General features: G+C 71.2%; 27 protein-coding genes. 12 read left to right on the forward strand and 15 right to left on the reverse strand.

Features of this window, described 5'->3' with window-relative positions; all coding sequences use genetic code 11:
* Positions 1-19: 19 nt before the first annotated feature.
* Positions 20-1,333 carry an AAA family ATPase gene (locus ACIPN7_RS08235; protein ID WP_400539903.1) on the reverse strand — a complete coding sequence of 438 codons (1,314 nt, stop codon included), beginning with the start codon at positions 1,331-1,333 and terminating at the stop codon, positions 20-22.
* Here ACIPN7_RS08235 and ACIPN7_RS08240 point away from each other — a divergent pair.
* On the forward strand, positions 1,309-2,673 hold the full coding sequence (locus ACIPN7_RS08240) for a tetratricopeptide repeat protein (RefSeq protein ID WP_400539905.1): 1,365 nt from the start codon (positions 1,309-1,311) through the stop codon (positions 2,671-2,673). The genes ACIPN7_RS08235 and ACIPN7_RS08240 overlap by 25 nt on opposite strands.
* A gap of 150 nt (positions 2,674-2,823) precedes the next feature.
* On the forward strand, positions 2,824-3,831 hold the full coding sequence (locus ACIPN7_RS08245; protein ID WP_400539907.1) for a DUF1990 family protein: 1,008 nt from the start codon (positions 2,824-2,826) through the stop codon (positions 3,829-3,831).
* 12 nt (positions 3,832-3,843) lie between these two features.
* Here ACIPN7_RS08245 and ACIPN7_RS08250 read toward each other — a convergent pair whose 3' ends face one another.
* The 5 genes from ACIPN7_RS08250 to ACIPN7_RS08270 all read right to left on the reverse strand — a co-directional run bounded on the left by ACIPN7_RS08250 (position 3,844) and on the right by ACIPN7_RS08270 (position 6,014).
* Complete coding sequence (locus ACIPN7_RS08250) at positions 3,844-3,999, reverse strand: hypothetical protein (RefSeq protein ID WP_400540446.1); 156 nt, start codon at positions 3,997-3,999, stop codon at positions 3,844-3,846.
* On the reverse strand, positions 3,957-4,280 hold the full coding sequence (locus ACIPN7_RS08255) for a histidine phosphatase family protein (protein WP_400539909.1): 324 nt from the start codon (positions 4,278-4,280) through the stop codon (positions 3,957-3,959). The genes ACIPN7_RS08250 and ACIPN7_RS08255 overlap by 43 nt, the downstream gene beginning before the upstream one ends.
* Complete coding sequence (locus tag ACIPN7_RS08260; protein ID WP_400539911.1) at positions 4,210-4,746, reverse strand: flavoprotein; 537 nt, start codon at positions 4,744-4,746, stop codon at positions 4,210-4,212. The genes ACIPN7_RS08255 and ACIPN7_RS08260 overlap by 71 nt, the downstream gene beginning before the upstream one ends.
* A gap of 50 nt (positions 4,747-4,796) precedes the next feature.
* Positions 4,797-4,967 carry a hypothetical protein gene (locus ACIPN7_RS08265; protein ID WP_400539913.1) on the reverse strand — a complete coding sequence of 57 codons (171 nt, stop codon included), beginning with the start codon at positions 4,965-4,967 and terminating at the stop codon, positions 4,797-4,799.
* Between the two features lie 321 nt (positions 4,968-5,288).
* On the reverse strand, positions 5,289-6,014 hold the full coding sequence (locus tag ACIPN7_RS08270) for a DUF2625 family protein (protein ID WP_400539915.1): 726 nt from the start codon (positions 6,012-6,014) through the stop codon (positions 5,289-5,291).
* A 102-nt stretch (positions 6,015-6,116) separates the two neighbouring features.
* Between ACIPN7_RS08270 and ACIPN7_RS08275 the strand changes: the two genes are divergently transcribed.
* Together ACIPN7_RS08275 and ACIPN7_RS08280 are read left to right on the forward strand one after the other, a co-directional pair.
* The gene (locus ACIPN7_RS08275) at positions 6,117-7,307 is read left to right on the forward strand and encodes an MFS transporter (protein WP_400539917.1); all 1,191 of its coding nucleotides are present in this window, start codon (positions 6,117-6,119) and stop codon (positions 7,305-7,307) included.
* Positions 7,308-7,334: 27 nt separating this feature from the next.
* Positions 7,335-8,381, forward strand: a complete 1,047-nt coding sequence (locus tag ACIPN7_RS08280) for a MerR family transcriptional regulator (RefSeq protein WP_400539919.1) — start codon at positions 7,335-7,337, stop codon at positions 8,379-8,381.
* Positions 8,382-9,208: 827 nt separating this feature from the next.
* Here ACIPN7_RS08280 and ACIPN7_RS08285 read toward each other — a convergent pair.
* A complete protein-coding gene (locus ACIPN7_RS08285; RefSeq protein ID WP_400539921.1) occupies positions 9,209-10,345 on the reverse strand; it encodes an RHS repeat-associated core domain-containing protein in 1,137 nt (378 codons plus the stop codon).
* Positions 10,346-10,566: 221 nt separating this feature from the next.
* On the opposite strand from ACIPN7_RS08285, the gene ACIPN7_RS08290 reads away from it, so the two are divergent.
* Both ACIPN7_RS08290 and ACIPN7_RS08295 read left to right on the forward strand, forming a co-directional pair.
* A complete protein-coding gene (locus ACIPN7_RS08290) occupies positions 10,567-11,115 on the forward strand; it encodes a GNAT family N-acetyltransferase (RefSeq protein ID WP_400539923.1) in 549 nt (182 codons plus the stop codon).
* Positions 11,116-11,243: 128 nt separating this feature from the next.
* Positions 11,244-11,690: a hypothetical protein gene (locus ACIPN7_RS08295; protein WP_400539925.1), complete on the forward strand. Its 447-nt coding sequence runs from the start codon at positions 11,244-11,246 to the stop codon at positions 11,688-11,690.
* On the opposite strand, the gene ACIPN7_RS08300 is transcribed toward ACIPN7_RS08295, so the two are convergent.
* Both ACIPN7_RS08300 and ACIPN7_RS08305 read right to left on the reverse strand, forming a co-directional pair.
* Positions 11,650-12,930: an MFS transporter gene (locus ACIPN7_RS08300; RefSeq protein ID WP_400539927.1), complete on the reverse strand. Its 1,281-nt coding sequence runs from the start codon at positions 12,928-12,930 to the stop codon at positions 11,650-11,652. The genes ACIPN7_RS08295 and ACIPN7_RS08300 overlap by 41 nt on opposite strands.
* Complete coding sequence (locus tag ACIPN7_RS08305; protein WP_400539929.1) at positions 12,927-13,583, reverse strand: ArsR/SmtB family transcription factor; 657 nt, start codon at positions 13,581-13,583, stop codon at positions 12,927-12,929. The genes ACIPN7_RS08300 and ACIPN7_RS08305 overlap by 4 nt, the downstream gene beginning before the upstream one ends.
* 234 nt (positions 13,584-13,817) lie before the next feature.
* On the opposite strand from ACIPN7_RS08305, the gene ACIPN7_RS08310 reads away from it, so the two are divergent.
* The gene (locus tag ACIPN7_RS08310) at positions 13,818-14,450 is read left to right on the forward strand and encodes a dihydrofolate reductase family protein (protein WP_400539931.1); all 633 of its coding nucleotides are present in this window, start codon (positions 13,818-13,820) and stop codon (positions 14,448-14,450) included.
* A gap of 102 nt (positions 14,451-14,552) precedes the next feature.
* Here the strand turns inward: ACIPN7_RS08310 and ACIPN7_RS08315 are convergent, their stop codons facing one another.
* A complete protein-coding gene (locus ACIPN7_RS08315) occupies positions 14,553-15,428 on the reverse strand; it encodes an alpha/beta hydrolase family protein (protein WP_400539933.1) in 876 nt (291 codons plus the stop codon).
* A 119-nt stretch (positions 15,429-15,547) separates the two neighbouring features.
* On the opposite strand from ACIPN7_RS08315, the gene ACIPN7_RS08320 reads away from it, so the two are divergent.
* On the forward strand, positions 15,548-16,159 hold the full coding sequence (locus ACIPN7_RS08320; RefSeq protein WP_400539935.1) for a TetR/AcrR family transcriptional regulator: 612 nt from the start codon (positions 15,548-15,550) through the stop codon (positions 16,157-16,159).
* Between the two features lie 67 nt (positions 16,160-16,226).
* Here the strand turns inward: ACIPN7_RS08320 and ACIPN7_RS08325 are convergent, their stop codons facing one another.
* Positions 16,227-17,123 (reverse strand): helix-turn-helix transcriptional regulator, encoded by an 897-nt coding sequence (locus ACIPN7_RS08325; RefSeq protein WP_400539937.1) that lies wholly within the window; start codon positions 17,121-17,123, stop codon positions 16,227-16,229.
* 162 nt (positions 17,124-17,285) lie between these two features.
* Between ACIPN7_RS08325 and ACIPN7_RS08330 the strand changes: the two genes are divergently transcribed.
* The 3 genes from ACIPN7_RS08330 to ACIPN7_RS08340 all read left to right on the forward strand — a co-directional run bounded on the left by ACIPN7_RS08330 (position 17,286) and on the right by ACIPN7_RS08340 (position 19,750).
* Positions 17,286-18,044, forward strand: coding sequence for an SDR family NAD(P)-dependent oxidoreductase (locus ACIPN7_RS08330; protein ID WP_400539939.1), 759 nt, complete (start codon positions 17,286-17,288; stop codon positions 18,042-18,044).
* Between the two features lie 105 nt (positions 18,045-18,149).
* Entirely contained in the window at positions 18,150-18,971 is an 822-nt protein-coding gene (locus ACIPN7_RS08335) for an alpha/beta fold hydrolase (RefSeq protein WP_400539941.1), read from the forward strand.
* Entirely contained in the window at positions 18,968-19,750 is a 783-nt protein-coding gene (locus tag ACIPN7_RS08340; RefSeq protein ID WP_400539943.1) for a MerR family transcriptional regulator, read from the forward strand. Before ACIPN7_RS08335 ends, ACIPN7_RS08340 begins: the two co-directional genes overlap by 4 nt.
* 19 nt (positions 19,751-19,769) lie before the next feature.
* On the opposite strand, the gene ACIPN7_RS08345 is transcribed toward ACIPN7_RS08340, so the two are convergent.
* Positions 19,770-20,177, reverse strand: a complete 408-nt coding sequence (locus tag ACIPN7_RS08345) for a VOC family protein (protein ID WP_400539945.1) — start codon at positions 20,175-20,177, stop codon at positions 19,770-19,772.
* A gap of 74 nt (positions 20,178-20,251) precedes the next feature.
* Here ACIPN7_RS08345 and ACIPN7_RS08350 point away from each other — a divergent pair, with 74 nt between their 5' ends.
* Complete coding sequence (locus ACIPN7_RS08350) at positions 20,252-20,830, forward strand: TetR family transcriptional regulator (protein WP_400539947.1); 579 nt, start codon at positions 20,252-20,254, stop codon at positions 20,828-20,830.
* Positions 20,831-20,854: 24 nt separating this feature from the next.
* On the opposite strand, the gene ACIPN7_RS08355 is transcribed toward ACIPN7_RS08350, so the two are convergent.
* The 3 genes from ACIPN7_RS08355 to ACIPN7_RS08365 form a co-directional block, all read right to left on the reverse strand.
* Positions 20,855-21,055 (reverse strand): hypothetical protein, encoded by a 201-nt coding sequence (locus ACIPN7_RS08355; RefSeq protein WP_400539949.1) that lies wholly within the window; start codon positions 21,053-21,055, stop codon positions 20,855-20,857.
* A gap of 39 nt (positions 21,056-21,094) precedes the next feature.
* Complete coding sequence (locus ACIPN7_RS08360) at positions 21,095-21,385, reverse strand: UBP-type zinc finger domain-containing protein (protein WP_400539951.1); 291 nt, start codon at positions 21,383-21,385, stop codon at positions 21,095-21,097.
* Positions 21,386-21,456: 71 nt separating this feature from the next.
* Positions 21,457-22,482: a LacI family DNA-binding transcriptional regulator gene (locus ACIPN7_RS08365; RefSeq protein WP_400539953.1), complete on the reverse strand. Its 1,026-nt coding sequence runs from the start codon at positions 22,480-22,482 to the stop codon at positions 21,457-21,459.
* Between the last annotated feature and the right edge of the window lie 232 nt (positions 22,483-22,714).

Raw genomic sequence — 22,714 nt, forward strand, 5'->3', positions numbered from 1 at the left:
CGGCAGGGCCTCGTCCGCCCTACCGCCGCCGCTTCTTCAGGTAGGCAGCCAGCTCGTCGTACGCGCCGGCCTCGTTGCCGTACATGGCGTAGTTCTTGGCGGTCTCCATCCACTCCCCGATGCTTGGCCGCACGGATTTCGCCGCATCCTGCAGGTGCCGCTGCGTGATCGGCACGACCCGCCCGGACGCCATCGACTCCTCCATCGCCGACTCCGTCGCCTGCTCGCACACCAGCGCCAGGTCGGCTCCCGACATGCCGTCGGTCGCCCGGGCAACCTTCACGAGGTCGAGCCGCTCGGTCGGGCGGCCGCGCAGGTGGAGCCGCAGGATCGCCTCACGGCTCTCGACGTCGGGCGGCAGCACCAGCACGGTCCGGTCGAACCGCCCCGGCCGAAGCAGCGCCGAGTCGATGTCCCAGGGGTGGTTGCTCGCACCGAGCACGAAGAGCCCGTCGTTCTCCGTGCTCGCGCCGTCCAGCTCGGACAGCATCTGGTTCACGACCCCGCGCATGGCCGACCCGCCGGCGCGGAGGTTCGACCGCTTCTGGCCCAGCGCGTCCATCTCGTCGAAGAACAGGACGCACGGCCGGTTCCGGCGAGCTGTCTCGAAGATGCTGCGCAGGTTGCGTTCGCTGCTGCCGATCCACATGTCGAGGACGTCGCTCAAGCCGATCTCGTAGAAGCTGGCGCCGAGCTCCCCCGCGAGCGCACGGGCGATGAACGTCTTGCCGCACCCGGGCGGGCCCCACAGCAGCAGCCCGCCGCGCAGCGACTTGCCGAACTCCTTGCTCAGCTCCGGGTTGCGCAGCGGCGTGAGAAACGACTGGTCGAGCCGCTTCTTCACACTCGCGAGACCACCGACGTCCGCCAGTGTGACCCCTGCCTGCCCGAGCGTGCCGAGGGCAGGTTCAGCGACGGGCTCGCTGTCGGACCACTGTTCGAGGATCTCGTCGGCGGTGTCGGGGATGGCGGCCGCGGCCGTGTCCGGCGCGTCCGCGGGGACCGGGGTCGGAGTGGCGGCTGCCCCGGCCGAGTTCGGCGCAGTCACTGCACCGGCCGGGGCGGCCGGCGGTGCCACCGGATCGAGCGCATCAGCGAGGCGGGCATAGGACGCCGCCTTGGCCTCGTCGCCGAGCGCTCGCGCGGCGTCGGCCGCGATGCGCAGTGCCTCGACGTGGTCCGGTACGGCCGCAAGTACGGCGGTGGCGTGCGTGAGCGCCTCCTCCTGCCGGCCGGCCTCCGTGAGCAGTCTCGCGACGTGTGCCCGCACCGCGTGATTGGCGGGATCAGCGGTCAGCGCGACGAGCAGTGCGTCGATCACCGGATGCGTCATTCGCCGAACGGTACCGGATTGGTTTCGTCTCCTTTGACCGGTCGTGTCCGGACCTCTACGGTGTGCCTGATTCGTGCTCGAACCCGAGCCACGACCAGTGTGCTGGGGTGGGGATGAACGAGACTGCAGCTGCCGCAGAGCAGCGTGGCCAGGCGTTGCTCGAGCTCGGTCGTGGCCGGGAGGCGGAGGAACAGTTCCGCGTCGCACTGGCCTCGACACCTGGTGACCCGAATCTCCTGACCCAGCTGGCACAGGCACTCCTGGAGCAGGACCGCTACCAGGAGGCGCACGACGCCAGTCGCGCGGCCGTCGGCGCGGCCCCGGAGCACGTGATGGCCTACTCGGTTCTTTCGGCGTCGCTCGCCGGGCTCGATCGCCTGCCTGAGGCGCGCGACGCCGTCCGCCGAGCTCTCGGGCTGGCCCCGCACTTCGCCGGACTGCACGCCCAGGAGGCCCACGTGCTGCTGGCACAGAAACTGCCAGCCGAGGCTCTGGCGAGCGTGGCGCGAGCACGCGCCCTCAACCCGGAGGACTCCGACGCTGCGGCGGTACAGGCCCTCGCTCTGTACGAGACGCAGCGGTTCGGTGAGGCTGACGCCGCGGTGCAGGAGGCCTTGCGCCTGGAGCCGGAGAACGTTACCGCGCACCGTGTCCAGGGCCTGCTGGCGCTGCGCCGTGGTGGCGGCGCGCCCGCCGTCCAGGCACACCGGACCGCGCTGCGCCTCTCGCCCACGGACTCCGGTGCACGCGAGGGTCTCGCCTTCTCGCTCAAGTCGCGCAACCCGCTCTATGGCCTGCTGCTGCGGTACAGCATGTGGTTGCAGGCGCAGCCGAAGGCGCTGCGACTGGGGATGATCGTTCTGCCGGTGATCCTGACCCGGCTGCTGCGACCGTTCGACGATCAACCGTGGGCGACCGCGCTGCTCGTCGTAGTGCTCGGTTACGTCGTGCTCAGCTGGAGCCTCGAACCGCTGATGAACACAGTCCTTCTGCTCAGCAGCGACCGGCACGTCCTGGGCCGGCCGGACCGGTTGGCGACCTATGCGTTCCTCGGTTTCGCGGGAGCTGGTGTCGCGGTGCTCGCCGTCGGCCTGGCTGGGGACGTTCCCCTCTTCCTGACCCTTGCTCTCGGGCTGGGCCTGTGGGCGATGTCCGTCGGCTCCGCCCACACTGTCAAGGCTGGACGCGTCAAGGTGCTGACCATCGGGGCCGGGGTCGCCGCTCTCCTCGCCGTGGTTGCTTTCGCGGGCACCCTGGCCGGGTTCGACGGCCTGGTCGTCGCGGTGATGACGGTCCTTCTGGGCGGTGTCGCGGCTCTCTGGTTCACCGCGTTCGCCTGAGGCGACGCGGTGGTCGAACCCCGCGCGGAGTGACGGACGACGGCATGTAGGAACGTGTGCCGCTCGAGAGGCTTCTCCCCCGCGACGGCCATCCACAAACACCGGTTGCTCGGGTGCGCTCGACGGCTGCGGTGCGGAAGGATGTGCGGCGTGGGCAGCACGGACGTTGTCGACGACGACACACGCTGGTTCGGCGTCGACGACGGCGCTCCCCGGGCGACCGTCGAAGTGGCAATTCGGAGCGCCCTGATCGCTCAGCGCCACCGTATGGCCGGCCTCCAGGTCGACATCGCCTCCGACGACGACTGGCCCACGGACGTTCTCACAACCGTCCAGCTCGCCGAACGCCGTCTGGCTACGAACCATCGCAATGACATCTCACTCACCCTCGATCCGCACATCGATCAGGACCTTGAGATCGCGCTGGCGCTCGCACCGTTCAGCATCTGTTGTACCGGGACCGGCCCCGACGGAAAGCCCGTCTGGGACGCGAACGACACCGGCACCAGCGCGGCCTTTGCCCTCAGCTCCGCCGAAGAGCTCGTCGTGAGGTCCGCCATCAGTGGCGCCGGTGGCAACCCCGATGATCTTGTCGGGCTGGTCGAGCACCATCTCGGCCGACGAGCCCGCAACTACTCCGTCGTGGGCGCCACGGCACCCGCCGAGGAACAGTGGCAGCCACCCGCAGGATGGCGCGCGTACGAGCACACCGTCCGGCTCGGCTCCGGGGACGAGCTCTGGAACGCGGCTTCGGCGGCAGTGCTCTCCTGGGGCATCAAGACCCGCAGCGGCTTCGCCGTCGACCCGCCGCTCGAACCGGGGCGACCGGCACGCCCGGGCGAGCGTTACTGGCTGATCGCACGGATCGGCCTTATCCGTGTGCGGAAGCCCGTCGAGATCGTCACGACCGTCTCGACCGACCATCGGGCCGCACTTGGATACGGCACCCTGGAGGGCCACCCCGTCTCCGGGGAGGAAGCGTTCATCGTCCACCGGGACGACCGCGGCAACGTGAGCCTGACGCTGCGCTCCCTCATACGTGCGGGCCGGGGTGTTTGGCGGGGTGCCTTCCCGCTGATCCTGGTTGCTCAGCGCGTCTATCGGCGGCGGTACCTGCGTGCGCTCCGGCCGGGTGGCAATGACCGTGCGCTGGGATAGCCGCGCAGAGGATTAGGCCGGCCACGCCGCGCAGTTCCACTGGTTCCCGTCCCACTCGACGCGGAACGGTTCGGCGTGGGGCAGCGGCGCTCCCCACATCGACGAGCCGAGCCCGCACAGCCGACTCAGTGCGAGGGTGAGGCTGCCGACGTGGCCGATGACGGCCACCGCGCCGTCTCGCCCGCCCGGACGGCGGTGCTGGCGTACACACCCCGGATGGTCTCGTCGGCCAGAGTTCTCGCGGCTCGGACGGACTGCTGGTGTCCGTGTTCGGTCAGCTGTGCGTTCGGTACCGCGCCCGCGAGCCCAGCGGTGACGTTCTCGGACTCGGCGTGCCGCAGGCACCACACTCTGGCCTGGGCGCTCACGCTGCGGATCCTAGGATCCAGGCGGTCGAGCCACCGTCGCGAGGATCTCGTCCCACGGAAAGTCGTCCGCCGCGCCGTCACCCGACTCGTGCGGCTCGCTCGGGCCGATCACGACGTTCACGCCCCATTCCTTGAGGGTGGTCAGGCTCCCCTGATAGGTCGGGTGGGCGGCGAACCTGACGTTGGCGTAGGGCGCCGCGGTGATCGGGATGCCCCGGCCGACCTGTTCGGCCAGACGCGTCAGGACGTAGGTGTCTGCGATGCCGAGCGCCCACTTGGTGATCGTGTTGTAGGTCGCCGGCGCCACGACCACGGCGTCCGGATCGGGCAGCGAGTAGCCGACCGCCGTGTGGAAGTCCGTCCGCACCGGGCGTCCCGTGGCCTCCGCGATCTGCCGCAGGGTCTCAGGAAAGGTGCTCAGCGCCTGCTCGGTGGCCAGGACGTACACGTCCCAGCCCTGCTCGACGGCCAGCGGCAGAAGCCGGGACGGCACCTGACGGGTCGCTCCGGCAGCCGTCACCACGACGTACAGCACGCCCAGACTCATGGCGCGAGGCTACTGGGTCCGCATCCCGGCCGGACCAGCCGTACGCCGACTCAGCCGGCGCGTTCGAGCAGCCGATCCCTGAAGCCGCGCGCCCGGGCGACGATCAGCCAGCCCACGATCGGACCCGCCGCCGACATGAGCCAGGCGAACATCCAGGTCTTGTCGTCGGGGTAGTAGACGTCCTCGCCACCAGGTGCGACGACGACGGGGTACACCGTCACCCCTGTCGCTCGCGGCCGCTCGCCGCCGCCCAAGCTCCAGAGTTCAGCGTCGGCGACCTCATAGGTTCCGTCGTAGGACCGGAACTCACCGTCGTTCCAGGAACAGCGCCTGAAGCACTCGGGCCCAGACGTGGTGAACTCCCCCCTGATCCCACCGTGCGTCGCCCGCCAGCTGTCGATCGTCCAGGATGCGCCCCCGGCGACGAGCGCGGCCGCCAGGACGACCCCGAGCACCCCTGCCGGTACGACGATCAGCCAGTGGGTCAGGTGTCGACGGAACCGAGACGGCGGCATGACCAGGGACCTTATCGGTACCCCGGATCAGCCGAACGTCCCCAGCTCCCCCAGGTCGACGTCGTCGATCTGGGCGGCGGTGGACCGCGCCATCCCGATGAGCTCCGACATCGGCACCACCGCCCGGCTCGTTCCACCCAGGTCCTCGTGCGCCTCCTTGGACCACAGCGGCGGGTAGAAGTTGAGCCCGCTGTCCCCGCTCAGGCCACGGGTCTCGGCGTCCCAGCCGTCCCACCGCAGGCCCTCCGTGAAGTCGGCCAGCCCGCCGTCGAGCACCCATGCGAGCCACGCCGCGTAGCCCGCCTCCAGCGGCTCCCACTGGAGCGTGTCGGGAGCAAGGTAGGTCATCTCGCCGGGACTTCCCGGCCTCCCGACCGATCCCGGGTGCGGCCCGTTGAGCACGTACGTCCCGCCGAGCACGTCGTGCGCGACGATGAGCCCGTGCGCCGCGTACCAGGAAGCCTCGGGCACGAGCGGGAACTCGTTCACCGCGGCCAGGCCCGGCAGGCTCTCCGAGCCACCCGTGCTCCCGTACACCCGCAGCCACCCGTGGTCGATCAGCAGCCCACCGGTATGCACGACGACGGCGCCCAGGTACGACGCTGTCGTCACCTGGAGCTGTTCGAGCGTTAGGCGGCTGGTCGCGTCGTCCGGGGCGAGGATCTCGGCGGTCACCGCCGCCTCGTCGACGAGTTTTTGCAGCTCCGGCCAGGCGGGACGCGGCGTCGCGGTCAGGTTCTCGAACAGTCGCACACTCGATCGTAGTCCGGCACGGGCCGCACCCTGAGCGCGGGCACGCGCCCCAGAAGACCGGCCGTTGACCCTCGACCCGCACGATCCCCCAGGCTCCCGGCCATGCCCGTCAAGCTCCCCCGCGCCTGGCTCGCCTTCCTCGCCGCGAGCACCCTCAGCCAGCTCAGCAGCACCGTCCTCTGGTTCGCCCTCGGCTGGGCCGCGGCGGCGCACGGCGGTCAGGCGGCGGCGCTCGTCCTGACGGCGTCCGGTCTGCCGCGGCTGCTCCTGGTGCTGGTGGGCGGCTCGCTCGCGGACCGGGTCGGCGCCCGGCGCCTGCTCCTGTGCACCGAGTCCGTCATGGTCGCGGTCTGCCTGACCCTCGCCGTCGCGCTCCGCTCCACCGGTCCGACGCCGTGGCTGCTCGCCGCCGCCGGCCTCGCCTCCGGCGTGGTCTCCGCGTTCTCCCTGCCCGCCCTGGGCTCGATGCCCCGCCGCCTCGTGGACGACGCCGCGCTCCCCCACGCGATGGCCCTCCGCCAGGGCCTGAACCAGGCCGTGCTGCTCGCCGGCGCTCCGCTCGGCGGCCTCCTGGTCGCCACCGTGGGCCTGCCCGCGATCGCGGTCACCGACGCCGCCGGCTTCGCCGTCGTCCTGCTCGTCCTCGCGGTGATCCGGCCCGCGCGCAGCGTCGGCCCTTCCGCGGAGCCGTTCTGGCGCTCGCTGTCCGACGGCGCCCGCGTGGTCGCCCGGACGCGCGGCCTCGCGGCAGCGCTCGGGCTGACGGGTGCCGTGGCCGCCGTCGTGCTGCCGGTGTCGTCGCTGCTCGTGCCGCTGCTGGGGCAGGACTCCGGGTGGGGCGCCGGGGCGACAGGGGGCGTGGTCGCCGCGCAGGCGGCGGGCTCGATCGGCGCCGCTCTCGTCGTGACCCGGACCGGGACGGCGCGGCGGACCGGGCCGGCTGTGGCGCTGGGACTGGCCGCTACCTCTGCCGGTGTGGCGCTGCTGGCCTCCGCGAGTGCGCCCGTTCTGGTGGCCGGCGCGGCCGTCGTCGTCGGGGCGGGGACAGGCGCCGCCGTCGCGCACCTGGGGCCATTCGTGCTGGGCAGCGCACCCCGCACCCACCTCGCGCGGGTCCAGGCGTGGACCGCGCTGGCGCAGCTCGCGCCGGTCGTGGTGTCCAACAACCTGCTCGGCGCCCTCGCGGAGCGGGTCTCCCCCGGCGTCGCGCTGGGCTGCTGCGCCGTCGTGCTCGGGTTGTGCGCCGCGGCCGCGACCCGGCTTCGCGCGCGTCGTGACCCGGCTGGACCCTGAAGTGGGTCGAGGGTCGATGCTGTACCCGTGCACCCCGCAACGATGCTGACCGTCGGCGCGTTCTCGCGCGCGTCCGGCCTGCCCGTCAGCGCGCTTCGCTACTACGACGCCGCCGGCCTGCTCCGCCCCGCGCGCGTCGACCCGGCCACCGGCTACCGCTGGTACGCGCCCGACCAGGTCGAACGCGGCAGGCTGGTCGCCCGGATGCGCCAGACGGGCATGCCGGTCGCCGACATCTGCCGCGTCATCACGAGCGATGCCGTCACGGCCCGCCGGGTCGTTGACGCGCACCAGCGCCGGCTGGAGGCAGAGCTCGCCACGGCGTCCGCCCACCTCGCCGACGTGCGCGCGCTGCTGGCGGCGACCACCACCCTCACGCTCGACGACGCCGCGCTGTGTGCCGCACTCCGCGCCGTCCGGCACGCCGTGGGAGAGGACGCCGGCTGGCCGGCGCTGCACGGCGTGCTCTTCGATCTCGACGACGCCGGCCTCCGGCTCGTCGCCACGGACCGCCACCGGATGGCTGTCGCGGGTGCGCCGGTGGTCGGTGTGTCGGGACCGCGGGTGCGCGTCATCGTGCCGGTCGCGGTCGTGGACACGTTCCTCGACCGGGCTCCGACGCCGCGGGTCGACGTGTCCCTGGCCGCGCACCGGATCACGCTCGGCGGCGTCGACGGCACGCCGATCGATGCGCTGTACCCCGACTACCAGGCCGTCCTCGCGGCACACGGGTCCTGGCCGGGGAGTTCCCGGGGTGAGCCTGGCGGCGTGACCGTGCCGGCGCCGGACCTTCTGGAACGGGTCCTGCGGTCCGACGTTGGGAGCGAGACGCACGGCGGAGGGCGCGACGACCCGGTGCTGATCAGCCTCGACCCCGCCAAGGTCCGCGTCGGCGACGCGCCGGGCACCGTCGCCTTCGACCGGGCGTACCTCGCCGACGCCGTCCGTTCCTTCGGCGACGCCGACCTGCTGCTCACGGTCGGCGAGCGCGACGCGATGCGCCTCGCGGCGGTGCACAGTCCGGACGCCGTCGTCCTCCTCATGTCGGTGCGCCGGGACAGCTGGACCGCTTGAGCCAGCTGGTTCACCTGGGAACCGCGCGGCACAGATACCAGCCAGGACATTCGATTGGAAAGACTGTGTGAGAGCGCGGCAAATGCTCACCGCGTGTTGGGCGGTCCAGTGGGGCCGCACGGTCGCACTGCCCTCGTCGTAGCTAATCGCCACATTCTGTAATTGGACGAGCACTAGGACGGATGCAGTCTTGACGCGCCCGGGACAACGTTCTGCGCTAGCCGAAATGCCGACGAACTTCGCCTAGACGTCAGAGCCACCCCAAAGTCAGCAACGTAAATTGGGCGGCGACACACCCACTCGATCTGCTGCACCGGCCGACTGGCCCGCCTACATCATCCGCGTGATCACCAACTGGAGATCTACCGACTGACCACTGAATAACGCTCCCCCATCTCGATCATTTCACCCCGAACTCGGGTCATCCTTCCCACTGGAAGGCCGCTCCGAATCGAGCGAAATTGGCCTCGATCGCAGGAGTAATTCACGCAGCAATCCCGCTGCCTCCGGCCACGGGACCGCCGGCAAGCCTTCGAAATCTTCGAACGAAACCCCCAGCGAGAAGAGTCCCATTGGGCCATTGGCCCCGATTGGCACGACGATGCATCGATGCCAACCTGGCCACTCCGGCGAAAACACCGTTGCGAGAACGTGGTCGATTTCACTCGCGTGTTCGGCGACCCATTGTGGCCGCCCAGTCGCACTAACGCCACTCGTACGAATTGCCGAGTCCTGCAACTGATCGAGTGTTGCAAGAGACATCGTCTTGACGTCACCAGGGAGCAGACTATTGCCAACCCTGACCTTTGGCCAATGCCGACGAAACATCAACTTGTCTCCCTGATATAGATTGGCGTTTCCCAAGTAATAGATGAACCTGGGTCGTCCGCACGCCTCATCAACTCATTTCGTCGATGGTTTCCATCTCCGAGCTCGTTCGAGCCCGGGTACTTGGACATATGAACACCGTCCTTCGGCTGGAAAACTGAGTCCAGAAGTTCTTCATCACTTCGGCTAGCCGCTGACCGAGCCTTGGGCCCCTCGCTAGCGTTTCCTTCCGTAAGGCTCTTGAGATCCCTGACCGTCGCATTCGGTTCCGCTCGCGTTTGAGCTGCGTTTTCAAAACGCGCCAGGGCCGCGGACCGTTGCGTGTCGCACGCAACTCTAGCCGCTCGGGCGGCCTTCGCGACCTTGAGTACGGCCTTGGCCCCCTTGTAAGCCTTGTAGAAAGCAATGGCGCCGACGACAATCGCCGTCACAACCTTGACAACAGCGAAAACCTTCCCCCAGGGAACTAGCCCCACGACGAGGTTCGTACAGGCCCATGCGTCGCGGTCGTTGACGCAACCCATCAGATCGTTGTATCCGATGATGTCCTTGATTGCCTCAAAGCCGAGCTCGACAGCAACATCCATGACGGTTTTGTCCTGGATCGCCTTGGCGCGGGCAATCTCCTCCGCCGTCGGCCCGTCTGTGGCCGGGCCAGGGTCACCAGCATTGTCGGCTGAACCACCATCCGTCTGGTCGCCGCCTCCGCCGCCACCGCCCCCAGAACCGTCCCCGTCCCAGTCAGGGTTGGGCGTGACATCGATGACGCCCCCGCCACCACCAATCCGACAGGTGTACTGCCCCGTGCTGCACTCCTCGTAGGCCAGACCCGAGGGGTCAGCAACAGCGACAGGATTGTTGTTGCCGTACGTGCACCCGTGGAGCTGCTGAGGATCGGTCAGGTCCATGATCGGGTCGAGGCTGATGAACCGGCCTAAATCCGGGTCGTACTCACGCGCCCCGACCGAGACCAGGCCCGTGACGGCACGATCGTCGTAACCGCCGACGAAGCCCCGCGAGCTGGCCCAGCCGTCAGGCCCGACGCTCCCCGAGCAACGCTGGCCTTCAGTACCTTCCCGACGGCACTCTTCTCGCCTGGGAAAACGGCCGCCTGACACCAACACCCCTGGGCGCATGGCTTGAGGACAACGGCGGCCCGGTGGTTACAGCCCACGACGCCGTCTTCGGCAGACAGGCAATCTCGCGAACGAACTCGAACGCGTCACCCACAATGGTGAACTCCGGTGCCCCATCGGACAGCTCTGTTACATGTCCGGCATGAGCCCTCCACTGGACCAGAACCTCCGCTGAGGCCCACGGCCATGGTCTTGGACCCCACCCTCGCTAGTCTGCGCAGATGGCAGACCTCGGACCCATCACCTGGCCTCCCGCCCCCATCAGGACCGAGCGGCTCCTGCTCCGGGAGCCTATCGCCGCGGACCGCGCGGCGATCATCGAGCTGAGCGCCTCCCCCGAGGTGGGCACGTACATCGGCGGCGCTCGCCCGCGCGACGAGCTCGAACGCACGATCTCCGCGGTGCCGAAGGCGCACCCGGGCCAGTTCGTCGTCGACCTCGACGGAGCGATGATCGGGCTGGTCCAGCTCGACCGGCGCGACGGGGACTATCTGATCGGCCCGGCCGTCGGAAAGGTCGAGCTGGGGTACCTGTTCCTCCCGGAGTCGTGGGGACAGGGGTACGCCGCCGAGGCCTGCGCGGCGGCGCTCGACTGGTTCGCCGGCGAGATTCCGGACGAGCCGGTCGTGCTGGTCACGCAGTCCGCCAACGAACGCTCGATGCGCCTCGCGGCGCGGCTCGGGTTCACCGAGGAGGAGCGGTTCGAGGCCTGGGACGCCGAGCAGTGGTTCGGCGTGCGACCGGCGGCGGCGCCGTCCGGCCGCGCCTGAGCCGGGCGAACCCGGGTAACCCGCCCACCCACGAGCGACCGGGTTCACCAGGAACGGGTGAGGACGCCGGGCCACCACAGCGCTGAGATGAGGAGACTCACCGCAGGTGCCCTCGGCAAGGAGCCACCATGACCGGCACGCACGCCCCCGGGGCCGATCCGTACCCCGGGCTCACCCCGGTCGCCAGCTACGGCCCGCCGACGTCGGTGGCGTTCACCTCGTCGGGCTTCGCCGGGACGATGCTCGTCCTGGCGGCCCTGTTCCAGATCTTCCAGGGGATCTCGGCGCTGGTGGCGGAAAGGTCGGCCATGATCAGCATCGACTACGTCTACGCACTCGACGTGACGACCTGGGGGTGGATCCACATCGGCATGGGCGCCGTCGCGTTCGCCGCGGGGCTCGGCGTCCTCGCCGGGCGGACCTGGGCGTACCTCGCGGGGCTCGCTCTCGCCATGCTGGCGAGCATCGCGAACTTCGCGTTCCTGCCCTACTACCCCTTCTGGAGCGCGATCATCATCGCCCTCACCCTGGCGGTCATCTGGGCGCTGGTCTTCCTTCTCGCCCGGCGGGACTGAGCAGCCGGAACGACGGCACCACGAACGGCGTCAGCGCCAGGATCCCGTACGCCGCCCCCACACCGAAGAGCGTGGGCACCAGCCCGACCCCGTCCACGAGCACGCCCGCCACCAGCGGCCCGAGCGGCAGACCCAGCCAGGCCAGCGACTTCACCGCCCCGAGCACCCGCGGCAGCATCTCGGTCGGGATGCGCTCGTACTGCACGGCACCCAGCACGGGGTTGATGCCGCCCATCGCGAGCCCGCAGAGCACCACCACCGCCAGCACGGGCACCACCTCGTCGCTCACCGCGAGCGCGAAGAACCACGGCGCGCCGCCGAGCAGGAAGCCGAAGGAGTACAGCGCCCAGCGGTTCACCCTGGGCGCCACCCACGCCCCGACCAGGCTCCCCGCCAGCGCGCCCAGGGAGAACCCGCCGGCCACGGTGCCGACGGCGGCCACCGACAGCTCGTGCTCCCGCACCCAGGACGGCAGGTAGACGCTGGCGAGCCCGGCGTTGAGCAGGTTGCCCACGGCGATCATCACGACCACCCCCAGCAGCACCCGGTCGCGCGTGAGGAAGACGAGGCCGGCGCCGAGCCGGCGCAGGTAGGGGTCCGCGACGACGTCCCGCGCCGCGGGCGCACCCACGGTGCGCGGTACGCAGAGGGCGACGAGCAGCGCGGCGACGAAGAACGCTCCCCCGCTCGCGATCAGGACCGTCGGCGGGGAGATCACGGTCAGGAGGACGGCGGCGAGCGGAGCGCCGACGAGCTGGCCGCCCTGGCTGGCCGAGGCGTGCAGACCGGCCGCCCGTTCGAGCGGCACGCCGGCCAGGCGGGCGACGGCGGGGACGAGCGGGGCGCTGCCGCAGTCGGCCACGCCCCGGAACGCGCCGGCACAGGCGATGACCGCGAGCAGCGCCCCGAACCCGAGGTGCCCGTTGACGTAGAGCACGGGGACCACGAGCAGCGCCACGCCGGCGGCCAGGTTGGCCGACCAGCTCGACCGCCGCGGGCCGAACCGCTCCACCGCTGGGCCCGCGGTAGCCTGCATCAGCACGTAGGGCGCCATCTCGGCCGTCACGACGAGCCCCGTCTGGGCCGCGCTCCCCGTGGTGGTGAGCACGAACCACGGGATCGCGATGGCCGACACGGCCGTGCAGGTCACGGAGACGACGTAGGCCGCCAGCACCGCGGCCAGGGGAAGCCGACGTCGCGGCGCCGCGATCTCGGCCGTCGTCGGCCCGGGGGCCGTCACGCGGTCGCCCCCGCGTCGTCGTCGTCCGGCAGGAGCTGGTACTGGAACACCGCGCGGTGCCGCTCCGCGCCGTCCGCGTCCGGGCCTCCCGGGCCGCGGGCGCGGCCCGCCTGGTCGCGCCGGAACGCGGAGACGGCCTCGACCACGCGCGCCGAGAGCTCGCGGGCCTCGGCGTACGTGAGCGACAGGTCGATGTAGCCGAGCTGCCAGGGCAGCTCCGCGACCTCCCCGCCCCGCTCGGGGAGGCTGTTCACGTAGCCCAGCACCCGCTCGTGCCCCACCTGGGCGACCATGCGCAGGTACCGCGCGGCCGTCTCGCGCTGCTCGGCGTCGCCCTGCTGGTCAGGCACACGCAGCGTGAAGGTGACGTTCTCGTGCGCGGCCCGCCACCAGCGGTCGCGCCGATTGCCGAGCTCCTCGTCCTCGACCACGAGCCCGGCGTTCGCGAGCGTGCGCAGGTGGTAGCTCGTCACGCCGCTGGAGTGCCCCACCCGCTGCGCCAGGCCCGACGCCGTGGCGGGTCCGTCCTCGCGCAGCAGCCGGAGCAGGGCGAACCGGATCGGGTGCGCCAGCGCCTGCACGTTGTGCGGGGTCAGCGTCGCGTAGCGCTCCGGGTCGAACCAGGACGGCGGCCAGGCCTCTTGCTCGCTCATGCGCCCACGGTACGACCGCAAAGACGTTTTGCAAAGCGATTTTGCAATCGCCTGGTGGGCGACCTGCATCCAGCGGATCTTCCGGGACCGGCTGCTGACAAACCCGCAGGACGCCGCCCGCGGCCTGGCGCTGGTCGACGTCTGGGAGAAGTAGCCGGGCCGCCCGGCCGATGAGTCCGCACGCTCCCCCGGGTCTACCAGGCGAGGCACAGACCACTCATCAGGGAGCACGCCATGGGCATCATCCAGATCGAGCTGTTCGCCACCCTCGACCTCGTCGCGCAGGCGCCCGGCAGCCCCGAGGAGGATCCGGAGGGCTTCCCGTTCGGCGGCTGGCAGGCTCCCCTGATCGACGACGTCGCCGGCACCCAGATCGACGCGGCCTACGAGGGCACCGACGCCCTGCTGCTGGGCCGGCGCACCTACGACATCTTCGCCGGCTACTGGCCGCAGTACGAGGGCGACGAGGACTTCAAGATCGCCGAGCTGTTCAACCGGGTGCCCAAGTACGTGGCCTCGCGCGGCACGCCCGACCTGTCCTGGGCCGGGTCCACGCAGCTCGGCCCCGACCTGCCCGCGGCGATCCGCGAGATCCGCGACCGGCACCAGAGCATCCGGGTGGTCGGCAGCCTGAACCTGGCGCAGACCCTGCTGCGCGAGAAGCTCTTCGACCGCCTCGACCTGTGGGTGCACCCCATCGTGCTCGGCGTCGGCAAGAAGGTGTTCGACGGCGGCGCGGTGCCTTCCAACCTGTCGCTGCTCGAACCGCCGGTGTCCACCCCGAACGGCACGGTGTACCTGCGCTACGGCCTGGAGGACGGCACCCCGGCCACGGGCGACATGGGCGCCCCGGACCGAGGCGTCTGACCGAACGGGACGGCGTGGTCGAACGTAGGACCCGTCGGCGCATGAGCCTCCATACGCCGACGGACCCTACGTTCGACGACCCGGCCGGGGTCGGTCAGCGGATCAGTACGGGCACGTGCTGCGGTACTCGCTGATCGTGGTGCTCGTCGACGGTGCTGGGCAGAGGAACTGGTCGTAGCGCAGGTCGTCGTCGACGAAGCGCTTGAGCCAGGAGATGCTGTACTTCGCGATGGTCGTGTTGTCGCTGTTCGGTGCGAAGTGGCTGGCCCCGCGCAGCTCCAGGTACGCCTTGTCGGTGCTCCCGGGCAGCGACTGGTAGAAGGGCTCCGCATGGGTCGTGACCGAGGCGATCGTGTCGTTCTGCGCACCGACCACCAGCGTCGGCGTGCTCACCTCGGGCCACGTCTTGTCCGTGTTCCACGGCGTCAGCGGGATCGCGGCCTTGAGGGACGGGTCGTCCTTGGCCGCCTCGAGCGTTCCCCCGCCACCCATGGAGTGTCCGACGACGGCCAGCCGGCCGGCGTCGATGCGGTCGCTGACGTCGCTTCGCGTGGTCAGGTAGTCCAGCGCCCGCAGCAGCTGGTCCCCACGGGAGGCCGGCTGGTCCGAGGTGGTCAGCGTGTCGATGGTGAAGACGACGAAGCCCTGCGAGGCCAGCCTCGGGCCGAGCCAGGCCATGCTGGACTCCGTCGCGGTGAAGCCGGGCGCCACTGCCACGGCTCCGAACGTACCTTCGGCGGTACTGGTCGGGTAGTAGATGGTGCCGCCACCGAATCCGGTGACCTCGAGTCGCGAGACGCTCTCGTCCGCGACGGTGAACGAACCACGGCGAGCCTCGATGCTCGCCACGGTCGGATCGGGACCTCGCTCGTACGGGTTGTCGTCGGCGTAGGCGACCGGCTGGCTCACGGCGGCGGTGCCGATGAGCAGCAGGCCGGACACGAGTGCCGCACCCGCTCTGTGGATCAGATGTTTCATGAAGTACCCCTTGAAGGTTGGGGAGATAACAACTGACCGGACCGACAATAAAGTAGCTCTACCAAGTGGTCAACCTACTTCTGCGTGTCGGAAGCACGCGATTGGCTAGGGTCGCTCCCGTGAACGAGCACGTGGACGGCCGGAAGCTCCGCTTCGAGCATCGCCGCGACGAGGTGCTGCGCGCCGCGACCGAGCATGCGCTCGACCACGGCCTGGCCGGCCTGTCGCTGCGCAAGGTGGCCGAGACGGTCGGCGTCAGCCACGCAACGCTGGTGCACCACTTCGGGACCAAGGACGGCCTCGTCGCCGAGATCGTCGACCTGGTGCTGGCCCGCTCCCTCACCGTCCCCGACCTCGCCGACGACGACCCCGACCCGCTCGGAACCGTCTGGGAGCGCGGGACGTCGGACGACGGACGCCGCTACGTCCGGCTGTTCACCGCGATCACCGGCCACGCCATGCACGGCGACCCGGCCCTGCGTGACGCGGTGGCCCGGTCGATGCGACAGCGCACCGCCCTGCTCGCCGCGGGGCTCACGCGCCACGGCTGCCCCGAGCCGGAGGCCACCACCCTGGCGACGTCGCTGTTGTCGACACTGCGGGGGCTGCTCGTCGACCTGCTGGTCACCGACGAGGAGGAGCGGGTGCACGCGGCGTTCGCGGACCTGGCGGCCGAGCTGGAGCGACGCAGCGCCCGCTGGCGGCCTGCGTCCTCCCCCACGCCGGGCTGACCGCGGCGGGCCGAGCCGACCGCGACGACCGTGGCGCACGGCGGCGCACCGCTGATCCGCGCCGGTCTCAACGACCCGGCTGCCGCCGTCGGCCCGGCTCGCTCTCCGCAATGCCCTCCTCGACAGGGCTTTCGCCCCAGCTCATCAGGATGCTCAGCTTCTCCGCGCTCGGTGAGCCGACGTCGGCGGTGTACGTCGACAGGAACTGCCCGCCCGACCCGGGAATGTCGAGGGTCTCGTAGTTCAGGCTCATCACGCCGACTGCGGGGTGGACGACGCGCTTGGCGCCGTGCCCGTGCTTGAACAGCCGGTAGTCGGCCCAGAACCGCGCGAACTCGTCCGAGGCCACCGACAGCTCGCCGACCAGCTTCTCCAGCTCCGCGTCCGGCCGCCCCGGGTTGTGCGCCGCCCGCAGCGCCGCGACCGTCGGGGCGGCGACGTCCTCCCAGTCCGGGTACCGGGTCCGGTTGGACGAGTCGAGAAACAGCCACCGGGCGATGTTCCGGTCCTTGGCGGGCATCGCCCCGAAGTCGGTGAGCAGGATCGCGGCAGCCCTGTTCCAGGCCAGCACCTCCATCCGCGGGCCCTGCAGCAGCGCCGGGACCGGGTCCATCGCCTCCATCAGGGCCCGCACACCGGCCCGGACCCGCGGCTTGGGCGACGGGCGCGAACGCGGAGGGGTCGCCTGCGGGCTGACAAGGCTGCGCAGGTGCTCCCGCTCCAGCGGTTCGAGCCGCAGCGCGTCCTCGATGGCGGTGAGCACCTGGTCCGAGATGTTGCCGATGCGGCCCTGCTCCAGGCGGGCGTAGTAGTCGACGCTCACGCCGGCCAGCGCGGCGACCTCCTCCCGACGCAGGCCGCGGCCCCGGCGCGGGATGGGCGACGGCGGCAGCCCGACCGCCTCCGGATCGATCTGCGCCCGGCGCGAGGTCAGGAACTCGCGCAGCCCGCTCGACGTCGTCATGCCCTTCATTCTGCGCGCGCGATCCACGCTGTGGGGCGCTTGGCACGCACTCTCGGTACCAGTTCCAGGGGTGCGTGCCATCTGGTTCCGCCCGCCCGGCCAGGCTGGTGGCATGGATGACGTCAGCAACCGACGCACCACCACCAGCCCCGGAGGAACACCATGACCGAGAACCTGACCGGCACCGTCGCACTGATCAGCGGAGCGTCCAGCGGCATCGGCCGCGCCACCGCCCGGCGCCTGGCCGACGCCGGCGCCGCCGTCGCCCTAGTGGCCCGGCGTGCCGACCGGCTCGAACAGCTCGCCACCGACATCCGCGACTCCGGCGGCACCGCCCTGGTCGTCGTCGCCGACCTGACCGACGCCGACGCCGCGAGCGCCGCGGTCGAGCGCACGGTGGCCGAGCTCGGTCGCCTCGACACCCTGGTCAACGCCGCCGGCGTCATGCTGAACGGCGCCTCCGAGGAGTCGCCGCTGTCGGAGTGGGACCGGATGGTCGACGTCAACCTGCGCGGCCTGATGTACGTGACCAAGGCCGCGCTGCCCCACCTGCTCGCCGCCGCGAAGGACAGCCCCCGCTCGGTGGCCGACGTCGTGAACATCTCGTCGGTCGCCGGCCGGTTCGCCGCCCCGACCGTCGCCCTGTACAACGCGACCAAGTTCGCCGTGACCGGCGCGACCGAGGCGTGGCGGCAGGAGTACACCACCCGGAACCTGCGCTTCGCCGTGATCGAGCCCGGGCGGACCGCGAGCGAGCTGTTCGAGCAGAAGGCCAACTCGGACTCCGACTTCATCGCCGCGTTCGGCGAGGTCGAGGCGCTGCACACCGAGGACATCGCCGACGCGGTCGGCTACGTCGTCACCAACCCGCGCCGTGTCGCGGTCAACGAGATCGTCGTCCGGCCCACCGACCAGCCCTGAGGTGCCATTTCAGTGGTGCCCGGGCCAGCCGCCGTCGTAGGGCATTGCTGCGGAGCCGATTCTCGTGCTTGACCTTGACCTGAGGTCAGGGTGGACGCTCATCGCATGACCAACATCGACAAGAGCTCGACCCCATCGTCCTGGACCGGCATGGTCCCCGTCGACGACACGGCCCTGGCCGTCACCGACACCGGCGGCCCCGGCATCCCCGTCATCTACCTCAACGGCTCGTACGCCTCCCGGCGGCACTGGAAGCGCGTGATCGCCGACCTCGGGCCGGGCTACCGGCACATCAGCTTCGACGAGCGGGCCCGCGGCCGGTCGAAGCTCTCGGCGGACTACTCGTTCGAGGCGTGCCTGCGCGACATCGACGCGGTCCTCGCGGCCCGGGGTGTGGACCGGGCGCTGCTGGTGGGCTGGTCCTACGGCGCGCTGCTCGGGGTGCACTGGGCGAACCGCAACCCGGACCGCGCGCTGGGCGTGGTCGGCGTCGACGGCCCGTACCCCGTCGGCTGGACCACCGAGGCCGAGCACGAGGAGATCCGAGGCGTGTTCCGCCGGATGCGGCTCATGCTGCCGCTGGCCCGCCGGCTGGGCCTGGCCGCGCGCTTCTCCGGGGAGCAGCACGTGGAGGTCGCCATCGAGGCCCACCTGCTCCACGCCGCTCTCGGACCGGTCCTCGAGAACATGCCGGTCCCGGTCCGGTACGTCGTCGCTTCCGGCGAGGCGCTGGGCAGCCGCGACGACCTGCAGGAGCAGATGCGCAAGGCCGTCGACCCGTTCCTGGCCCACAACCCGAACCTGGAGATCGGGGCGAAGGTCACGAGCAACCACGGCAGCATCCTGCGCAAGGACTCCCCCGCCGTCGCCGCGGTCGTGCGGGAGCTCGCCGCCTCGGCACGGCCAGAGGACCGGTCGGCCCGATGACGGGCAGGACGGCCGGGGTCACGATCGGCCAGGCGGCGGCCTTTGCCGGCGTCACGATCAAGACCGTGCGGCATTACCACAGGCTCGGGCTCCTCGCGGAGCCCGGACGGGACACCTCCGGCTACCGGCGGTACGGGTCGGACGACCTGCTGCGGCTGGTCCAGGTCAGGGCGCTGGCCGACGCCGGTGTGCAGCTCGCCGACATCGGCGTGCTGCTCGATGCCGACGCCGAGCGGTTCGCCGCGGCACTCACCGACGTCGAGCAGCGCCTGACCGAGCGGATCGAGGAGCTGACCACACGCCGTGACACGCTGCACCGGCTCGCCGACGACCGGGCCCTCCTCCCCGACCGCGCCTGCGCGGTCCTCGACCGGATGCGGGAGCTCGGCTTCAGCCGGGACTACGTCGCGGGCCAGCGCGAAGCCCTCGTGCTGTTCCGGGCGCTGGTGCCGGAGGGCTTCGAGAGCTTCGTGGCCCAGCTCGAGCACCGGCTCGACGACCCCGAGTTCGTCGACCTGACCCAGCGCAGCTGGGACGCGCTGCACTGGGATCCGGACGACCCGCGAGTCGAGGAGCTGGCCTCCGCCCTGGCCGACAACCTCCTGGCCCACCGCGAGCTGCTCGCGGCACCGCCCGGCTTCCGGTCCCGACCCGACACCGCGACCAGGTACGGGCTCGTCAACTCCCACGGGCAGGACCAGTGGCCGACGTCGGCCCGACTGACTGCGCTCGTGGAGGCGAAGCTCCGCGCCGCGGGCATACCCGTGCCGCATCAATGACCGCCGGTCGGGCGTGGCGTCACGACACGGCGTAGGCCTGCGCGTACTTGCTGCTCGGCGGGATCGGCTGGATCACGTCGAGCAGCACGCCGTCGGGCGCCGGCACGATGAAGTGCCGCTGCCCGAAGTCCTCGTCCCGGAGCGCCAGCACCGGGGACAGGCCGAGGTGCCCGGTCAGGCGCGCGTGCACGGCGTCGACGTCGTCGACCTCGAGGTTCACGATCACACCGCGCGGGAGCGCGCGGTGGCCCTCGGGGACCGTCGGGTGGTCGTGGGCGACCACGGCGAGCTCGAACGCGCCGAGGCGCAGGCTCACGTACCAGTCGGACTCGTAGGTGGTCTCGAACCCGAGCGCGTCGCGGTAGAAGGACGCCGCGGCGGCGACGTCCTGCGCCATGAGGACCGGGTAGAAGCTGGTGACGGACATCGGACGCTCCTTTACGTACACTGCGTATGTAACGAGATCCACGATACATACACGCCGTACGTAAAGGAAGAGCCGTGCCCCGTGCCTCCGCGGCAGCCGCCGCCCACACCGCCCGCCAGGTCCTCGACTCGGCGACCGACCTGTTCGCCGCGCGCGGCTTCGCCGCGGTCTCGCTCGACGACGTCGCCCAGGCCGCCGAGGTCACGCGCGGCGCGGTCTACCACCACTACCGGAACAAGCAGGGCCTGTTCCTGGCGGTCGCGGCCCGCCTCCAGTCACAGGTCGCCGACGCCGTCGTCGCGGCCGCCGACGGCGCGGGAAAGGACGCGCGGGAACAGCTCCGCGCGGGGTCGCACGCCTTTCTCGACGCCATCACCGCCGGTCCGGCCCTGCGGGTGCTGCTCGTGGACGCCCCGGCCGTCGTCGGCTGGGCGGAGTGGCGGCGGCTCGACGAGGCCAACTCGGGCGCACACCTGCGCGAGGCGCTCCACGAGGCGGGCATCGCCGACGACCTGCTCGACGCGCTGACCGCACAGCTCTCCGGCGCCATGAACGAGGCCGCGCTCTGGATCGCGCAGCAGCCCGACCGGGCGGCCGCATCGGAGCAGGCGCACGCGGCCCTGGACCGCCTCCTCGCCGCGGCCCTCACCTGACCGTCCGGCCCGTAGGCCGGGACCTCAGCCGGTTTGGCCCGGCCGACCTCGTCGCGCGGCCTGGATGATCAGGATGATCCCGACGACGACGAGGATCGGCCCGACGATCGCCCACAGCGTCACGCCCGTCATCGCACTGCCGGCGAGGTAGCCGAGTCCCTGCAGGGTGAACACGCAGCCCATCACGACGAGGACGATGCCGAGCACGATCAGACCTGACTTCATGTCCACCTCCGAGGCAATGGCTCACTTCGACCGTACCGGTCAGTACTTGTGGGTGCCCAGCGTCGTCGACGAGATCATCGCGTCGTCGGCGTAGCAGTAGCCCCAGCCCTCGCCCGGCTCGACGGACCGCATGAGCGGGTGGCCCGAGTCCTTGAAGTGCGCCGTGGCGTGCTTGGCCGGGGAGGAGTCGCAGCAGCCCACCTGCCCGCACACCAGGCAGCTGCGCAGGTGCACCCAGGTGCCGCCGAGGGCAAGGCACTCGGGGCAGCCCTCCCTGTTCTCGGGTTCGAGGACCGCGACCTGGTCCAGATGCGTGCACTCGTCGGTCATCGTTCGATCCTCACGTCGCTCCGGTAGGTCACCCGCCGCGGCCGGTACCACCCCGGCGGATGGCACAGAGTCTAGGCCGGGGACGACGCCGCGGGCAGGCCACCGCCGGTGCTCTCGCGAGCGGTGATCCGGTGGGGCACCACCACGTGCTCCGCCGGCGCGTCCGGCTCGGCGATGCGCCGCATCACCAGACGCACCGCCTCGGCCGCGAGCCGGGGCAGGTCAGGCGTCACCGTGGTCAGCGAGGGTACGGAGAACTGCCCGTCCTCGATGCCGTCGAAGCCGGCCACGGCCACGTCGCCGGGCACCCGCAGGCCGCCGTCGTGCAGGGCGCGCAGCGCGCCCAGGGCCATCAGGTCGTTGAAGCAGAACACCGCGTCGAACTCGACGCCGCGAGCGAGCAGCTGCGCCACGGCGTCGGCGCCGCTGGCCCGGTGGTAGTCGGTGCACTCGACCACGAGGTCCGGGTCCACGGCCACGCCCGCCTCGGCGAGCGCGGCCAGATAGCCCTCGCCGCGCAACCGCCCGGTCCCGTCGCCGCTCTGCAGACCGATCCCCGCGATCCGACGTCGGCCCAGGTCCAGGAGGTGCCGCGTGACATCCCGGGCCGCCGCCACGTTGTCCACGCCCACGTGGTCCACGCCCGCCGGCTCCCCGTACTCCCCCAGCAGCACCAGCGGCGTGCCGTCCCGCCGCTCCGCGACCTCCGCCACCGACGTGACCAGCGGGCTGAAGACGACACCGTCGACCAGGTGGCTGGGCAGACCGTCGAGCACCGCGCGCTCCCCCGCCAGGTCGCCCGACGTCTCCTCGATGAGCACCGACTGCCCCACCGCCCGCGCCGCCGCCGCCAGCTCGGAGGCCAGTCCGGCGAAGTAGGGCGACGTGAGCTCCGGCAGCGCGATCGCCAGGAACCCGGCCCGCCCGTGGCGCAGGCTGCGCGCCGACGTGTTGGGCCGGTAACGCAGCTCCGCGATGGCGGTCTGGACCCGCTCCCGGGTCTCCGGCCGCACGTTCGGGTGCCCGTTGATCACGTTCGACACCGTCTTGAACGAGACCCCGGCGCGTTCCGCCACGTCGCGCAACGTCACCCTCACTGATAGCCCCTGACCTGGCCGCGAACTCGAACCGCCCGCGCCCTGCGGCACGGCGGAGCAGCGCTCCGTGCGGGTCGGGACACTGCTCCGACAAGGCTAGTCCACCGGTGGGTACCGCCGGCCGAGCGGCGAGACGACGGCGGACGGCGGCGGGGCGGGCCGCCGGGCGGGGTTAGCCTCGCAGCGGCGTGCCCGCCCGGCCGCGCCGGCGTGGCAGTCACGAGAGGAAGAG

It is taken from the genome of Promicromonospora sp. NPDC090134, from assembly GCF_044746965.1.
In the GTDB taxonomy this organism is placed as follows: domain Bacteria; phylum Actinomycetota; class Actinomycetes; order Actinomycetales; family Cellulomonadaceae; genus Promicromonospora.

Bases quoted from the DNA above. Each gene is read 5' to 3' on its own strand.
- ACIPN7_RS08235 (WP_400539903.1), bottom strand. From the start codon at position 1,333: ATGACGCATCCGGTGATCGACGCACTGCTCGTCGCGCTGACCGCTGAT.
- ACIPN7_RS08260 (WP_400539911.1), bottom strand. From the start codon at position 4,746: ATGAGTCTGGGCGTGCTGTACGTCGTGGTGACGGCTGCCGGAGCGACC.
- ACIPN7_RS08275 (WP_400539917.1), top strand. From the start codon at position 6,117: ATGCCCGTCAAGCTCCCCCGCGCCTGGCTCGCCTTCCTCGCCGCGAGC.
- ACIPN7_RS08285 (WP_400539921.1), bottom strand. From the start codon at position 10,345: ATGCGCCCAGGGGTGTTGGTGTCAGGCGGCCGTTTTCCCAGGCGAGAA.
- ACIPN7_RS08290 (WP_400539923.1), top strand. From the start codon at position 10,567: ATGGCAGACCTCGGACCCATCACCTGGCCTCCCGCCCCCATCAGGACC.
- ACIPN7_RS08295 (WP_400539925.1), top strand. From the start codon at position 11,244: ATGACCGGCACGCACGCCCCCGGGGCCGATCCGTACCCCGGGCTCACC.
- ACIPN7_RS08305 (WP_400539929.1), bottom strand. From the start codon at position 13,583: ATGAGCGAGCAAGAGGCCTGGCCGCCGTCCTGGTTCGACCCGGAGCGC.
- ACIPN7_RS08310 (WP_400539931.1), top strand. From the start codon at position 13,818: ATGGGCATCATCCAGATCGAGCTGTTCGCCACCCTCGACCTCGTCGCG.
- ACIPN7_RS08315 (WP_400539933.1), bottom strand. From the start codon at position 15,428: ATGAAACATCTGATCCACAGAGCGGGTGCGGCACTCGTGTCCGGCCTG.
- ACIPN7_RS08325 (WP_400539937.1), bottom strand. From the start codon at position 17,123: ATGACGACGTCGAGCGGGCTGCGCGAGTTCCTGACCTCGCGCCGGGCG.
- ACIPN7_RS08330 (WP_400539939.1), top strand. From the start codon at position 17,286: ATGACCGAGAACCTGACCGGCACCGTCGCACTGATCAGCGGAGCGTCC.
- ACIPN7_RS08335 (WP_400539941.1), top strand. From the start codon at position 18,150: ATGACCAACATCGACAAGAGCTCGACCCCATCGTCCTGGACCGGCATG.
- ACIPN7_RS08340 (WP_400539943.1), top strand. From the start codon at position 18,968: ATGACGGGCAGGACGGCCGGGGTCACGATCGGCCAGGCGGCGGCCTTT.
- ACIPN7_RS08345 (WP_400539945.1), bottom strand. From the start codon at position 20,177: ATGTCCGTCACCAGCTTCTACCCGGTCCTCATGGCGCAGGACGTCGCC.
- ACIPN7_RS08355 (WP_400539949.1), bottom strand. From the start codon at position 21,055: ATGAAGTCAGGTCTGATCGTGCTCGGCATCGTCCTCGTCGTGATGGGC.
- ACIPN7_RS08360 (WP_400539951.1), bottom strand. From the start codon at position 21,385: ATGACCGACGAGTGCACGCATCTGGACCAGGTCGCGGTCCTCGAACCC.